Origin of the sequence: Salinicola rhizosphaerae, from assembly GCF_014652715.1 — a bacterium.
Lineage (GTDB): Bacteria > Pseudomonadota > Gammaproteobacteria > Pseudomonadales > Halomonadaceae > Salinicola > Salinicola rhizosphaerae.
On sequence record NZ_BMZI01000001.1, the window covers coordinates 435,462 to 449,366 of the forward strand.

Sequence of the window (13,905 nt, forward strand, 5' to 3'; positions counted from 1 at the left end):
ATACTGTGGCGAGACGCTCAGGCGGAGGTCTTGCTCTCGCTGGCTTGAGTGGCGCCGCCACCGCTGTCGCTGCCCCCCGAAGGCTTCGCGCTGTCGCCGACGAGATTCTTCTTGCTGCCCGATTTGAAATCGGTTTCGTACCAGCCGCCGCCGGCGAGCCGGAAGCCGGCAGCCGAGACCAGACGCGACAGGGATGGCTGCTCGCAGGCCGGGCAATCAGTCAACGGCGCCGCGCTGATTTTCTGAAGTTTTTCCAGGCGATGGCCGCAGGCCTTGCACTCATATTCGTAGATGGGCATCGTTCTATCACTCTCGCCGGGGCGCCACGCTTCGTGGCCCTCCGCCCTGATGATCACGCGAGGCACGTTACCGGCGCCTCGCAATCTCTTGCCATCGTCATGTCAGGATGGCGCCTCTCGACCGGCCTCGAAAGCCTCGTCAGAAAGCCGCATAGTATAGCGCGCAGCAGCCGGTCGCAGGCAATATTACCGGCTGAGAAAGCCGCTGTCGTCGTTCGCCTGAGGGGGAGAGCCAGCCATGGCATTCATAGACGATGCGCAGTCGGTTCCATGACATGGCACCATCGGCGGAAGCCAGTTATCTCCGCGCACAGGCGAAGCGCCGCCGATGACAGGAAAGCCTCATGATAAGGAAACGCACATGAAAGCCGTGCTGCTGGACGCCGCCTCGCTAGGCGACGAGATCGATCTGACGCCGATTCGACGCCTCGTCGACGCGTTCGATGTCCACTCTCTGACCTCACCCGACCAGGTCCAGGAAAGACTGGCTGGCGCTACCGTTGCCCTGACCAACAAGATGGTGATCGACGCTGAAACGCTGGCGGGCCTACCCGACCTGGAACTGATCTGCGTGCTGGCGACCGGTACCAACAACATCGACATGGCTGCCGCCGAGCGCCGTGGGATTGTCGTACGCAACGTCGAGGCCTACGGCACCGCCAGTGTCGCTCAGCACACCTTGATGCTGATGCTGGCGCTGGCCGCCCGCCTTCCGCTCTATCAGGAGGCGGTCGAGCGCGGCGCCTGGGCGCGTAGCGACATCTTCTGTCTGCTCGATCACCGCACGCTGCAGCTCGCGGGCAAGCACCTGGTCATCGTCGGTAGTGGCGTGCTCGGAACCGCGGTCGCGAAACTTGGCGAAGCGTTCAGCATGCGGGTGACTTTCGCGGCCCGCCCCGGCAATGAAGCCAACGACGCCCGTCCCGCCTTGACGACGCTGCTGCCGGCAGCAGACGTCATCAGCCTGCACTGCCCGTTGACCGAGCAGACGAAGGGTCTGATCGGCACCGCGGCGCTGGCGAGCATGAAAGCGGACGCGCTGCTGATCAACTGCGCCCGCGGCGGTATCGTCGACGAGATGGCGGCGCTCGAAGCGCTGCGCGGTGGCCGACTGGGCGGGCTCGCCGTCGACACCTTGCCGGTGGAACCGCCGCGCGAGGGCCATGCGCTGATCGATGCGCTCGCCGAACCGCTCAATCTCATCGTCACGCCGCATAACGCATGGATCACGCCGGAAGCGCGCCAACGCGTGGTCGAGTTGACCGCCGACAACCTACGCAACTGGTTACGAGGGTAAGGCTTGCTCCGGCACCGCGCGCCACGATTCACGAAGAGATGATCTGTAACGACAGGGTTTTAAAAGGGATGGTCTACAACTTCGGCTCGATCAATATCGACTATGTCTATCGCGTTCCCCATCTGGTCAAACCCGGCGAGACGCTGGCCAGCGAAAGCTTTCAGCAGGTGCTCGGCGGCAAGGGCGCGAACCAGTCACTGGCGTTGGCTCGCGCCGGCGGCAGCGTGACTCACTGGGGGCGACTTGGCCGCGCAGACCGATGGGCGCTGGCGCCGCTCGAACAGGCCGGCGTGAATATCGACGCGATCGAGTTGATCGAGGATGCCAGCGGTCACGCGTTGATTCAGGTCGATGACGCCGCCGAGAACGCCATCATTCTCTACCCGGGCGCCAATCATGGATTTACCGAAGCCAAGCTCGAGGCACTGACCGAGTCGGCCGAACCGTCAGGCTGGCTGCTGATGCAGAACGAGTGCAATGCCACCGAGTCGGTCATTTGCCTTGCCGCGGCACGCGGGCTCTCGATCGCCTTCAACCCGGCCCCGCTCGATGCCAAGGTGGCTTCGTTGCCGCTATCGCTGTGCAATCTGCTGTTTCTCAACCGCGGTGAAGCGGCAGCACTCGCCGAATGTGACCCGAAATGTGACGCCGATGCGCTCCTCGACATCCTCGCCGAGCGCTATCCCGATGCGGAACTGGTGCTGACCCTCGGCGCCGACGGGGTTCGATACCAGCGCGGCGACCATCGCCTGTCGCTACCGGCACATCGCGTCGACGCCATCGACACCACCGCCGCGGGTGATACGTTCATTGGCTATTTCATGGCCGCGCGTCAGCGAGGCGACGACAACGAACGTGCCCTGCGCCTGGCCAGCACCGCTTCCGCGCTCTGCGTCCAGACGGCCGGCGCGGCGCCCAGTATTCCCGTGGCAAAAGATGTCGAGGCGGCGCTGGTGCGTTTGCCCGAACTTCAGATAACGCGGCCCTAGTCGTCGTGTTGCGCGATTGACCGCCGCCGTCCGGCCACGCAGGCTACGGCCATCACACCATCTTCTCTTCATCGATCCGACAGGCACGCCATGTCCACACCGATCATTTTCGATACCGATCCCGGCGTCGACGACGCTCAGGCCATCGCCATCGCACTGGCGCATCCCGACATCGAGCTACTCGGGCTGACCACCACTTTCGGCAACGTGACGATCGAGGTCGCCACACACAATGCCCTGCTGCTGGCCGAGTTGGCCGGTCAGCGGATTCCCGTCGCCCAGGGGGCGGCCGAACCGCTGGTCAAGAAAAAAAATCCGCCCCCCGGGCACATTCACGGGGACAACGGCCTGGGCAATATCGCGCTTCCGGATATCTCCACCCGGGCGGTTGCCCAGAGCGCGCCCCAGTTCATCGTCGAGCAGGTCAACGCCCGTCCCGGTGAAGTGGTACTGGTCGCCGTCGGCCCGCTGGGCAACCTGGCTGCGGCGCTGCAGCTCGACCCGACCCTGGTCGACAAGGTCAAACGCGTGGTCGTGATGGGCGGCTCGATCCGCGAAGGCGGTAACGTTACCCCTGTCGCCGAAGCCAACATGTTCAATGATCCGCACGCGGCAGCCAGAGTGCTGCAGGCGAGCTGGCCATTGACGCTGGTCGGACTCGACGCCACGCACCGCTGCGTGCTGGACCCGGCAAGCATGGAGAAAATCGCCCGCGCGCAGGGTGATCTGGGGCGCGTACTGGCCGAGAGCTACGCTTTCTATCGGGCTTTCTACCAGAAGGCCCTCGGGATCGATGGCTGCTGCCCGCACGACAGCTGCGCGCTAGTGTGGTTGCTGCGACCGGATCTGTTCGAGGTCGAGCGCGGCACGCTCAGCGTGGTCACGGATGGGCTGGCAGAGGGACAGACGCTGATGGCGCCACACTCGCGTCAGTTCGTCGACGGGCGCTGGTCACAGGGGACACTGGCGGACGTCTGCCTGAACGCCGATGGTCCTGCCGTGATCGCCTGGATCGTCGATACCTTGACCGCCAATCCGGCACGCTGAAAACCAGTTCGAACGGAGCCCACCTTTCGCACGACCGGCAGCCCTCGGTGAGAAATACGCTCAACCGGTCGTGAAGTCAGCCGGCGCGGCGAACGTCGCGTCCTCGACCTCCACGCCGATGACGTTGGCTGCCGGCGACCCCTGCCACAGGGCGTCGATCAATTCGGCGATGGCGGTCGATTCACCGCTCGCAATGACTTCCACCCGGCCATCGGCGAGATTGATCGCGTGGCCGGTAATGCCCCAGCGCTGCGCCTGCTGGCGAACGTGCTCACGGTAGCTGACGCCCTGTACTCTCCCGCTCACCAGCGCCTTGATGGTGCGATGGCTCATGGGGTTTCTCCTTAGTGATGACTTCATGACGAACCAGTACCGCTGTATTACGCGGCACGACGGCGCGCCCCCTGGCGACGACGTAGGTTCGGGTGAACGCCGCACCAAACAGTAGAATCAGTGATGAGTAGTAGACCCAGAGCAGCACCAGCACCACCGAACCGGCTGCACCATAGGTGGAGGCCGTGGCCGTATGAGCGAGGTAGGCAGCAATGGCGTTGCGCCCCAGCATGAACAGGATCGCCGTTACCAGTGCGCCAAGCAGCACGTCCCGATAAGAGAGCACCACATCCGGCAGCACCTTGAAGATAGCCGCAAAGAACAGCGTCACCACGACGATAGAAAGCACGAACTGCGCCACCTGGAGCAGGATCACACTGCCCGGCACCCAGTCCCCGGCGTAGCTGAATGTCGCCTGGACGATGACGCCAAGAACCAACGACACCAACAGCACGAAACCGATTGCCAGCACTACGGCAAGCGACAGCAGGCGCTTCTTGGCAAAGAGCCAGAGACTGTTGCGATCCGGGTTCGGTGCCACGCCCCAGATCGTATTGAGCGAGAACTGCATTTGACCGAACACCGTCGTCGCGCCGACCAGCAGCGTGACAAAGCCAAGCAGCGTGGGCAGGATACCGGAAGCCTGTACCGTCGACTGAGCCACCGCGCTTTCGATCGCACTCGCGGCCGACGGCCCGAGCGTGTCCTGCAGGCGGGTCACGATTTCGCCACGGGCAGCGTCCTCGCCCAGCCAGAAGCCGACGACGGTAACCGCGATGATGACCGTCGGTGCCAGCGAGAACAGGGTGTAGAACGCCAGCGACCCCGCGTAGCTGAACGCGTTGCGATCGAGCCAGAGCCGAACGGCATCGCGGATGACGGCAAACCAGTACTTGCAGGAGGAGACGATCACAAAGGCTTCCTTCTAGCGGTAGTCGCGTGGACGACGAGTAGACTGCCAGTCAGTCTAGACGACATGGGCACGAGCGGCGCCGACCTGGGTCCGGCACATGAGACACGCGCATGCGTCACGCGCGGAGGAAGTCGCTCGGCAGCTTCATCATGCGTCGCCAGAGTTTCTCGACACCGGGCTTGTGGACGAGCGAGCAACGATAGAGGCGAATCTCGAGCGGAACATCCCAATCCTCACCAGCGGCGCGCACCAGCTTGCCACGCGCCAGTTCCTCGCGCACACAGAAGTCCGGGATCCACGCCAGTCCTACCCCCTGGAGCGCCATGCCCTTGAGCCCTTCGGCCATGGCTGTCTCGTAGACCGTCTTCAAACGCATGCGCGCCGGATCATTCTTCAGCAGCATCCGCACGCTACGCCCGAGAAACGCCCCTTGGGTGTAGGCGAGAAAGGGAATCGAACCCTCTCCATCGAGAGAAAATTTCGGTGCGCCGTCGCCGTCAGGCACGCTGACCGGGATCATCTTCACCTGACCGATCGAGAATGACGGGAATATCTCGGCATCCAGCTGCATCGTGGCATAAGGATCATGGTAGGCAAGCATCAGATCGCAGTTGCCCTCACGCAGCACGTGGATCGCATCGCCGACGTTCATCGCCACCAGTCGCGTCGGCAGCTCGCCCACGCCCTTTTGCAACCGCGAGATCCACTGGGGATAGAAGGCCAGTGCCAGCGAGTGGGCGGCCACGATGTCCAGCGCCTCGTTATCCATTGCCAGTCCGCGCAGATGCGCCAGACTATCGTTGAGCTGCTCCACCATGTTTCTCGCCGTGACCAGAAAGAGCTGACCTTCCGGCGTGAGGCTGACCGGCGTGGTCGATCTGTCGACCAGCGTCGCGCCGACCGCCTGCTCGAGCGAGCGAATGCGCCGACTGAAGGCGGGTTGTGTCACATGGCGCTGGCGCGCCGACGCCGAGAAGCTGCGCGTATTGGCCAGCGCGACAAAGTCTTCCAGCCACTTGGTTTCGAGATTCAAGGGGTCCCCTCGGATTCTTGTTGGCAGTGTTCGATGCGTCGATTCTTGTACGCTCGCCATGTTATCGGCCGGTTACCGTAGCGCCAATAGGCGAGCGTTGGCAGTCTACTGCACCGGCGACAGCAGGTAGGTCGCTCGAGACAGCATCTTGCGCCACATCGGCCGCTCGGCCAGCTCGCGCTCGGTCACCTCGCGGCTGTTGATGAAGTCCTGCTCCAGCATGGCGTGAACATTGGCGGCAAAGCGCTTGTCGGGCACGAAGGCAGTGACCTCGAAGTTGAGGCGAAACGAGCGGTTGTCCAGATTGACCGTGCCGACCATGGCCGTGTGGTCGTCGACCAGCAAGGTCTTCTGATGCAGAAATCCCGGCTGATAGCGATAGATCTTCACGCCGTTCTGGATCATTTCCGGCAGAAACGCGAACGCGGACAGGAACACCAGCAGATGGTCGGGCCGTTCCGGCATCAGCACCCGCACGTCGACGCCGCGCAACGCGGCGAGAATCAACGCATCCTGCACGCCGTGATCCGGCACGAAGTAAGGGCTGGTCACCCAGAGCCGGTTGCGGGCGCCGTGAATCGCATGTTGCACCAGCAGACTGGCCGTCTCGCGACCATCCGCGGGCCCGGAGGGCACGATGGCGACGTGTTGGTCGTCGCTTTCCTGGTGATGCGGACGCCAACCCAGCGCGAGAATATCTCCCGTGGCCCAGTACCAGTCTTCCCAGAACGCCTCCTGCAGCGCCAGCACGCTGGGACCGCGCAGCGCCAGATGTGTATCGCGCCAGTGGCCGTAGCGAGCGACCCTGCCGAGATATTCATCGGCCACGTTGAGACCGCCAGTCCAGCCCAGTTTGCCATCGACGACGACGATCTTGCGGTGATTGCGAAAGTTGATCTGGAATCGATGGCGCCAGCCGCGGGACGAATTGAACGCCGAGACCCGCACGCCCGCCTCCTCGAGATCACGAAGATAGCCGCCGGGCAGACCGCGACTGCCGATTTCGTCGAACAGGAAATAGACGCTGACACCATGCTCCGCCTGGTCGATCAGCAGGCGCTTCATCGCCATACCGATCTCGTCGGCGCGCACGATGAAGAACTGCACGAGGATGTACTCCTCGGCCTGGCGGATACCGGAAAACAGACTATCGAAGGTTGCGTCACCGTCGATCAGGAGATCGACGCGATTGCCGCGAGTCATCGGCATCATCGCCAACTGCTCGACGGCACGAATACGCCCGCTGACGGCCTCCGGGCGAGAGATATAGGATTCCATCTGACCACGGTAGCGCTGCAGCACCTGGCGCAGTACGGTATCGCGCTCGCCGCGCGCCGACACGTAGCCGTAGAAGCGCGGCCGCCCCAGCGTCCAGAAGATGGGAACGGCGATGTAAGGGAAGCTGACCAGCGTGACGATCCAGGCGACGGCACCCTGAGAGGTTCGACTGGACATCAGCGCGATCACGGCGGTGATGATGCCCAGCACGTGAGAGACGAACAGCAGAATGCCGATCAGCCACGCCATGCACATCTCCTTGCGCTGCCCTGCGCCATCTTTCTCTCCCTGCCGAAATCGCCAAGCTAACCAACATCATACCGAAAAAAAGAGAGAGCCCCACTGTGGCTGTTCACCCTGGGGCTCTCTCCTGTGATCAGGCCGGCGGCAGATTCACCTCGGTCAGCGATGTCGGTGTCCAGCCGGTGTCGGTTCGACACCCGTCAAGGCGCACCGCAGCGACAATCACACGCGCTCGGCTATGATCTCCTTCCATTTCGCTGGCCCGGTCTGATGTACCGAGGTGCCGCAATGATCGACGGCGACGGTCACCGGCATGTCTTCGATCTCGAATTCGTAGATCGCTTCCATGCCGAGATCCTCGAATGCCAGGACGCGAGACTGCTTGATCGCCTGCGCCACGAGGTACGCAGCACCGCCGACGGCCATCAGATAGACGGCCTGGTTGTCGCGGATGGCATCGATTGCCGTCGGCCCTCGCTCTGCCTTGCCGACCATGCCGAGCAGGCCGGTCTCCTCGAGCAAGGTCCGCGTGAACTTGTCCATCCGCGTGGCCGTTGTCGGGCCGGCCGGCCCGACAACTTCGTCGCCGACCGGATCAACGGGGCCCACGTAGTAGATGAAACGATTCTTGAGATCCACGGGCAGCGTCTCGCCCTTCGACAGCATGTCGATCATGCGTTTGTGGGCTGCGTCGCGGCCGGTCAGCAGCTTGCCCGAGAGTAGCACGGTGTCGCCCGGCTGCCATTCGCGAATCTCTTCCGGCGTGATGGTGTCGAGGTTGGCGCGTCGCACGCCCTCACCCACTTCCCAGGTGATCTCCGGCCAGTCATCGATCTTCGGCGCCGGAAGCGTGGCGGCACCGCTGCCATCCAGCGTGAAGTGAACATGACGCGTTGCCGCGCAGTTGGGGATGATCGCCACCGGCTTGTTGGCAGCGTGGGTCGGGTAATCCTTGACCTTGATATCGAGGACGGTCGTGAGGCCGCCGAGACCTTGCGCACCGATGCCGCTTCGGTTGACCTTGTCGAAGAGCTCGAGTCGAAGCTCTTCCGCGCGGTTGCTGGCACCGCGAGCCTGCAGGGCCTGGATATCGATCGGATCGAGAAGCGCCTCTTTTGCCAGCTCCATCGCCTTTTCGGCGGTGCCACCGATCCCGATACCCAGCATGCCGGGGGGACACCAGCCGGCGCCCATCTTGGGCAGCTGCTCGAGCACCCAGTCGACAACGCTGTCGGATGGGTTGAGCATCGCGAACTTGGATTTGGCTTCGCTACCGCCCCCTTTGGCGGCGACATGAATCTCGACGCTGTCACCGGGAACCAGCTTGTGGTGAATGACCGCCGGCGTGTTGTCGCCAGTGTTCTTACGTTGACCGTCAGGATCGGCCAGCACCGACGCCCGCAGCACGTTGTCCGGCAGCGTGTAGGCGCGGCGAACCCCTTCATTGACCATGTCGTCGAGACTCATCTCGGCGTCCCAACGGACGTTCATGCCGACGTGAACGAAGACCGTGACGATGCCAGTGTCCTGGCAGATGGGGCGGTGACCGGTCGCGCACATACGGGAGTTGATGAGGATCTGTGCGATGGCGTCCTTGGCCGCCGAGTTTTCCTCCCGCTGATAGGCCTCATGCATGGCATCGATGAAGTCTTTCGGGTGGTAGTAGGAGATATATTGCAGCGCGTCGGCAACGCTCTGAATCAGATCCTCCTGACGGATCACGGTCATGTCGGCACTCCTGGCTGGTCACGGTGATGCCCGCAGATTCTTCGTCCACGGGGCATATGAAGTGCCTTTCATCATACCTTTCTCGATCGAATTCCGCAGGTTGTTTACAATTTCCAAGGATACAAGATAACGGTATAAACCCAGTTGAAATGAAACTACGCTTTCTGAATGGCCGGCTGGCAATGGGGGCAACGGTAGAGCCGTCGCGAGCCGACCATCTGCTTGACGACAGGCGTGCCGCAGGCGTGGCAACCCTCTCCCTCGCGGTTGAAGACCGCATGCCGCCAGCGCGCTCTTCCAGCTCCCGTCCTTTTGACCCGCTCTCGCCACTCGGGACGGTTAGTGACGCCCGCCTCACGGTATGCCTGCCGAATGGTTCCAAGAATGGTATGCGCAAGGCGCTGACGCTGCGCGTCGCTCAGATCACAGCTCCTCGCCTCGGGGGGCAGGCCAGCATAGAACAGGATTTCGGAGCGGAGATAGTTGCCGATACCCGCATAGAAGCGCTGGTCCAGCAGAAGACTGCCCAGCCCACGCCGGGCAAAGCCCTTCATCGAGAGCCGTTCGACGATGGCCGGTGCTGTCACGTCATGGGTCAGTAGATCAGGGCCCAACCTGGCCAGGAACGGCTGCTGGTCGATGGTGGTACGCGTCCACAGCGAAATATCGGAGGCGCTGTAGAGGCTGGCCATGTGAGTGTCGGTCTCGATCCGCACGCGTAGCGTTCGCCGGGTGGCTGGCGTCTGCGTCTTGCGATGCACCTTCCAGACCCCGTAAAGCTGGTTGTGCGAGTAGAGAACCTGATCGTCGGCAAAGCTGATGAGGAGCGCCTTGCCCCAGCTATCGACCGCGGTAATTCCGCTACGGGCGAGCGATGTGGCGTTGGGCTTCAACGCGTCGAACGCGAACCAGATACGTTCGATCGACGCATCGACGAGCATCTTGCCGAGCCTATCGGCAACGCGCCGGATTTCCGGTCCTTCGGGCATGAGTCTTCCTTGCGAGCCATTCCGTTGGCTCGAGTCTCGAGTAGGCGGCGTATCTGACGACTAGCCGAGTTCCAAAAGCCTTGCCTTCAGCGTCTGCAGCTGGTCGCGGAGCTGAGCGGCCTGTTCGAATTCCAGATTTTGCGCGGCTTCGTGCATGCGGTCCTCCAGTTTGCCGATCTCCTTGGTCAACTGAGCCGCATTCATCTCCGCGAGCGCTTCGCGAGAGTAATTGCCTGGCGCTTCGGCAACCAGCTGCTCCGTCCGCTTGCGACCGCCCTTCCGTCCAGGCGCCTGCGCCCCTTCCATGATGTCGGCGACCGATTTCGTCACGGTCTTGGGCGTGATGCCGTGACGTTCGTTGTGTTCGACCTGCTTGGCACGTCGCCGCTCGGTTTCGTCCATGGCCTTGCGCATCGAATCCGTCACGCGATCGCCATAGAGAATCGCCTTGCCGTGTGCGTTGCGCGCCGCACGACCGATGGTCTGGATCAACGAGCGCTCGGCACGCAGAAAGCCTTCCTTGTCGGCATCGAGAATCGCGACCAGCGAGACTTCGGGGATATCCAGCCCCTCTCGGAGCAGGTTGATCCCGACAAGGACATCGAACTTGCCTAGTCGCAAGTCGCGAATGATCTCGACGCGCTCGACCGTATCGATATCCGAATGCAGGTAGCGCACGCGAACATCATGCTCGTCGAGATATTCCGTCAGATCCTCGGCCATGCGTTTGGTCAGTGTCGTCACGAGCACGCGCTCGCCGACCTCCAGCCGCAGCCGAATTTCGGAGAGCAGATCGTCGACCTGGGTCGATGCCGGCCGCACTTCGATTTCCGGGTCGACCAGACCCGTCGGCCGCACGACCTGCTCGACCACCTGGCCGGCATGCTCCTGTTCGTAGGGCCCAGGCGTGGCGGAGACGAACACCGTCTGGGGCACGATGCCCTCCCACTCCTCGAAGGTCATCGGGCGGTTATCCAGCGCGGAAGGCAGGCGGAAGCCGTACTCGACCAGCGTCTCCTTGCGCGAGCGGTCGCCACGATACATGCCGCCAACCTGGGGAACGCTGACGTGGGATTCATCGATGAACAGCAGCGCATCGTCGGGCAGATAATCGAAAAACGTCGGCGGTGCCTGTCCCGGCGCGCGTCCGGAGAGGTATCGCGAGTAGTTCTCGATGCCGTTGCAGTAGCCGAGTTCCAGCATCATCTCGATATCGTAGAGCGTTCGCTGCTCGAGCCGCTGCGCCTCGACGAGATGCTCGTGCTTGCGCAGATACTCGAGCCGCTCGGCAAGCTCCGCCTTGATCGCGTCGATGGCGCCCAGAATGGTGTCGCGCGGCGTCACATAGTGCGTCTTGGGATAGATCGTCATCCGCGGCACCTGGCCCCGCACTTCGCCGGTCAGCGGATCGAATAGCCGGATGGAGTCGATCTCGTCATCGAACAGCTCGACCCTGACGCCCTCGTCCTCCGCGTCTGCCGGGAAGATGTCGATGACGTCGCCGCGCACGCGATAGGTACCGCGCCGGAAGTCGGCGTCGTTACGCGTGTACTGAAGTTCTGCCAGGCGTCGCAGAAAGCTGCGTTGGTCGATCTGTTCACCGCGGTTGAAGTGCAGCCGCATCTTCATGTACTGCTCGGGATCACCGAGACCATAGATCGCAGAGACCGACACCACTATCAGCGCATCGCGGCGCTCGAGCAGCGCCTTGGTAGCGGACAGCCGCATCTGCTCGATGTGATCGTTGATCGACGCATCCTTCTCGATGAAGGTGTCCGAGGACGGCACATAGGCTTCCGGCTGATAGTAGTCGTAGTAGGAGACGAAGTACTCGACCGCGTTATCGGGGAAGAAGCTCTTGAACTCCCCGTAGAGTTGCGCGGCCAGCGTCTTGTTGGGCGCGAGGACGATCGTCGGACGCTGCAGCGTCTCGACCACATTGGCCATGGTGAAGGTCTTGCCCGACCCCGTCACCCCCAGCAGCGTCTGGTGCGAAAGGCCGGCACCCAACCCCTTGACCAGACCGGCGATGGCGGTCGGCTGGTCTCCGGCGGGCCGGTAATTCGACTTGATCTGGAAAGGTTTATTCATGGCTACTAGTTAGGGTCCGAATGATCGACCTTCAAGGGCCGTGAAGACGAAATGGTGTCGGCAAAGGCAGATTGAATGAGGCGTGGTGAAAAAAGTGCGAGTGGTGAAAAAGCGCGAATAGAAAGGAAAGGGTCTACAACCCCGCGCCGTACTTCGACGACTGCGGCGACTGGATAGCCGTCGCGACTCATTCAGCCGAGAACCGCGCATCTACTGCTGCGACGGCACGAATGAGCGTGACCCGATCGACGCGCCCTTCGACTTCTGCCCATTCACGCCCGATGTCGACACTGTCCACCCCATCGACCATCATCAACGCGCTGGTCAGACGGTTGAGGTCTTCGGGCGTCGTCACGCCTTTCAATGTCAGACTGATCTGCGCCATGGTTTCCTCGTGCAACGGTGAATTCTGTCGAAAATGTCTCGCCCGACCGCCTCGGGCCGGTGGCTGCCCACCGGACGCACCGAGCAGCGCGACCGGGCAGCCAATCAGGATAGCACGCTCGGCCAGGCGCATGACGTTGCAATAGCCGAGCGCCGCCACCATCTTGAGTCGGCGCAAGGCGACATTCCCTACCCGTGGAGAGAACGAATGAATGACTGGATGGCGCACCTCAAGGCACACGGGGGCCGACTCGACGACGGCGATCGCTGGCATTTCTCCGAGGAAGCCGATACTGACCAGGGCGACGCCCGTCTGGTGCCGTTGACGCATCTGGCGATAATCGCCTGCGAAGGCCCCGACGCAGCCCGTTTCCTGCAAGGGCAGATGAGCGCCAACATCGACCATGCGAATGGGCAATTTGCACCGCTGACAGCCTTCTGTTCACCGAAGGGCCGGATGCTGGCCAACGCGGAGATCCTGAAAACGGGCCCCACCGCCTACCGGCTGATTCTCGACGCCACCCTGGCCGATCCGCTGATCCAGCAGCTCGGCAAGTATGCACCGTTCTACAAGATCGAGCTCAAGCGCCGTGACGATCTTGCGTTGATCGGCCTGATCGGTTCGATCGAGGGCACGCTGCCGGAGGCGCTCCCGGTACTTCCGACCAAGGCCTGGCACATGGCCCAGCAGGATGAATCGATTGCCCTGCGTCTGCCTTCGCCGAGTCCGCGCTGGCTTCTGGCCTTGCCTCAGAATACGGCGATCGAGCAGTGGGGCCGACTCACGGCAATCGCTCGCCCCGCTGATGATGGGCTCTGGCAGCGGGCCGATATTGATGCCGGGGTTGCCTGGCTCAACGCCGAACACAGCGACAGCCTGTTGCCGCAGATGATCAATTGGGAAGCACTGGGCGGCATCAGTTTTCGCAAGGGGTGTTACACCGGACAGGAAGTGGTCGCTCGTGCCCATTTTCGCGGTCAGGTCAAACGTCGGCTTCAGATCGCGAGCCTCGCCGACGCCAAGTTGCCGGCTCAAGGAAGCGAGGTGCTCACCGACGAAGGCAAGCGTGTCGGTGAGCTGTTCCGCGCACAGCCTGCCGCTGGCGGCGCCTCCTGCGACGTGCTGGTCATAGTCAATACCGCGCTCGAGGAGGATGCGGCGCTATCCGTCGACGGCCGGCGCCTCGAGCTCAAGCCACTGCCCTACCCGCTGGAACGGCTCGACCCGGAGAGCGCGATCAGCGCCTGAAAACATTATCCGCGGCTGCAACGTCGTCAGCG

At 62.7% G+C, this 13,905-nt stretch carries 13 protein-coding genes; 4 read left to right on the top strand and 9 right to left on the bottom strand.

What is annotated here, in order from left to right; translation table 11 throughout:
- Nucleotides 1-17: 17 nt before the first annotated feature.
- Nucleotides 18-299 (bottom strand): FmdB family zinc ribbon protein, encoded by a 282-nt coding sequence (locus IE125_RS01905; RefSeq protein WP_189442887.1) that lies wholly within the window; start codon nt 297-299, stop codon nt 18-20.
- A 361-nt stretch (nt 300-660) separates the two neighbouring features.
- Here IE125_RS01905 and IE125_RS01910 point away from each other — a divergent pair, with 361 nt between their 5' ends.
- From IE125_RS01910 to IE125_RS01920, 3 genes are all read left to right on the top strand, one after another.
- Nucleotides 661-1,596 (top strand): D-2-hydroxyacid dehydrogenase, encoded by a 936-nt coding sequence (locus tag IE125_RS01910; RefSeq protein WP_189442888.1) that lies wholly within the window; start codon nt 661-663, stop codon nt 1,594-1,596.
- Nucleotides 1,597-1,664: 68 nt separating this feature from the next.
- A complete protein-coding gene (locus IE125_RS01915) occupies nt 1,665-2,585 on the top strand; it encodes a ribokinase (protein WP_189442889.1) in 921 nt (306 codons plus the stop codon).
- Between the two features lie 90 nt (nt 2,586-2,675).
- Nucleotides 2,676-3,632, top strand: a complete 957-nt coding sequence (locus IE125_RS01920) for a nucleoside hydrolase (RefSeq protein ID WP_189442890.1) — start codon at nt 2,676-2,678, stop codon at nt 3,630-3,632.
- Nucleotides 3,633-3,692: 60 nt separating this feature from the next.
- On the opposite strand, the gene IE125_RS01925 is transcribed toward IE125_RS01920, so the two are convergent.
- The 8 genes from IE125_RS01925 to IE125_RS19340 all read right to left on the bottom strand — a co-directional run bounded on the left by IE125_RS01925 (nt 3,693) and on the right by IE125_RS19340 (nt 12,802).
- Nucleotides 3,693-3,965 (bottom strand): acylphosphatase, encoded by a 273-nt coding sequence (locus IE125_RS01925; RefSeq protein WP_189442891.1) that lies wholly within the window; start codon nt 3,963-3,965, stop codon nt 3,693-3,695.
- The gene (locus tag IE125_RS01930) at nt 3,904-4,878 is read right to left on the bottom strand and encodes a YihY/virulence factor BrkB family protein (RefSeq protein WP_189442892.1); all 975 of its coding nucleotides are present in this window, start codon (nt 4,876-4,878) and stop codon (nt 3,904-3,906) included. The genes IE125_RS01925 and IE125_RS01930 overlap by 62 nt, the downstream gene beginning before the upstream one ends.
- Nucleotides 4,879-4,993: 115 nt before the next feature.
- Nucleotides 4,994-5,911: a LysR family transcriptional regulator gene (locus IE125_RS01935; protein ID WP_189442893.1), complete on the bottom strand. Its 918-nt coding sequence runs from the start codon at nt 5,909-5,911 to the stop codon at nt 4,994-4,996.
- Nucleotides 5,912-6,016: 105 nt separating this feature from the next.
- Entirely contained in the window at nt 6,017-7,438 is a 1,422-nt protein-coding gene (cls, locus tag IE125_RS01940) for a cardiolipin synthase (RefSeq protein ID WP_189442894.1), read from the bottom strand.
- Nucleotides 7,439-7,654: 216 nt separating this feature from the next.
- Nucleotides 7,655-9,160, bottom strand: coding sequence for a fumarate hydratase (locus IE125_RS01945; RefSeq protein ID WP_189442895.1), 1,506 nt, complete (start codon nt 9,158-9,160; stop codon nt 7,655-7,657).
- A gap of 155 nt (nt 9,161-9,315) precedes the next feature.
- Nucleotides 9,316-10,149 carry an endonuclease VIII gene (gene nei / locus IE125_RS01950; RefSeq protein WP_189442896.1) on the bottom strand — a complete coding sequence of 278 codons (834 nt, stop codon included), beginning with the start codon at nt 10,147-10,149 and terminating at the stop codon, nt 9,316-9,318.
- Between the two features lie 60 nt (nt 10,150-10,209).
- Entirely contained in the window at nt 10,210-12,240 is a 2,031-nt protein-coding gene (gene uvrB, locus IE125_RS01955) for an excinuclease ABC subunit UvrB (protein WP_189442897.1), read from the bottom strand.
- A gap of 187 nt (nt 12,241-12,427) precedes the next feature.
- On the bottom strand, nt 12,428-12,802 hold the full coding sequence (locus tag IE125_RS19340) for a hypothetical protein (RefSeq protein WP_308430108.1): 375 nt from the start codon (nt 12,800-12,802) through the stop codon (nt 12,428-12,430).
- Between the two features lie 30 nt (nt 12,803-12,832).
- Here IE125_RS19340 and ygfZ point away from each other — a divergent pair, with 30 nt between their 5' ends.
- The gene (gene ygfZ, locus IE125_RS01965) at nt 12,833-13,873 is read left to right on the top strand and encodes a CAF17-like 4Fe-4S cluster assembly/insertion protein YgfZ (RefSeq protein WP_189442898.1); all 1,041 of its coding nucleotides are present in this window, start codon (nt 12,833-12,835) and stop codon (nt 13,871-13,873) included.
- Nucleotides 13,874-13,905 lie beyond the last annotated feature (32 nt).

Excerpts from the sequence above, each read along its gene's own strand:
- IE125_RS01905 (WP_189442887.1), bottom strand. The coding sequence starts at position 299 with ATGCCCATCTACGAATATGAGTGCAAGGCCTGCGGCCATCGCCTGGAA.
- nei (WP_189442896.1), bottom strand. The coding sequence starts at position 10,149 with ATGCCCGAAGGACCGGAAATCCGGCGCGTTGCCGATAGGCTCGGCAAG.
- IE125_RS01915 (WP_189442889.1), top strand. The coding sequence starts at position 1,665 with ATGGTCTACAACTTCGGCTCGATCAATATCGACTATGTCTATCGCGTT.
- cls (WP_189442894.1), bottom strand. The coding sequence starts at position 7,438 with ATGGCGTGGCTGATCGGCATTCTGCTGTTCGTCTCTCACGTGCTGGGC.
- uvrB (WP_189442897.1), bottom strand. The coding sequence starts at position 12,240 with ATGAATAAACCTTTCCAGATCAAGTCGAATTACCGGCCCGCCGGAGAC.
- IE125_RS01910 (WP_189442888.1), top strand. The coding sequence starts at position 661 with ATGAAAGCCGTGCTGCTGGACGCCGCCTCGCTAGGCGACGAGATCGAT.
- ygfZ (WP_189442898.1), top strand. The coding sequence starts at position 12,833 with ATGAATGACTGGATGGCGCACCTCAAGGCACACGGGGGCCGACTCGAC.
- IE125_RS01925 (WP_189442891.1), bottom strand. The coding sequence starts at position 3,965 with ATGAGCCATCGCACCATCAAGGCGCTGGTGAGCGGGAGAGTACAGGGC.
- IE125_RS01945 (WP_189442895.1), bottom strand. The coding sequence starts at position 9,160 with ATGACCGTGATCCGTCAGGAGGATCTGATTCAGAGCGTTGCCGACGCG.
- IE125_RS01920 (WP_189442890.1), top strand. The coding sequence starts at position 2,676 with ATGTCCACACCGATCATTTTCGATACCGATCCCGGCGTCGACGACGCT.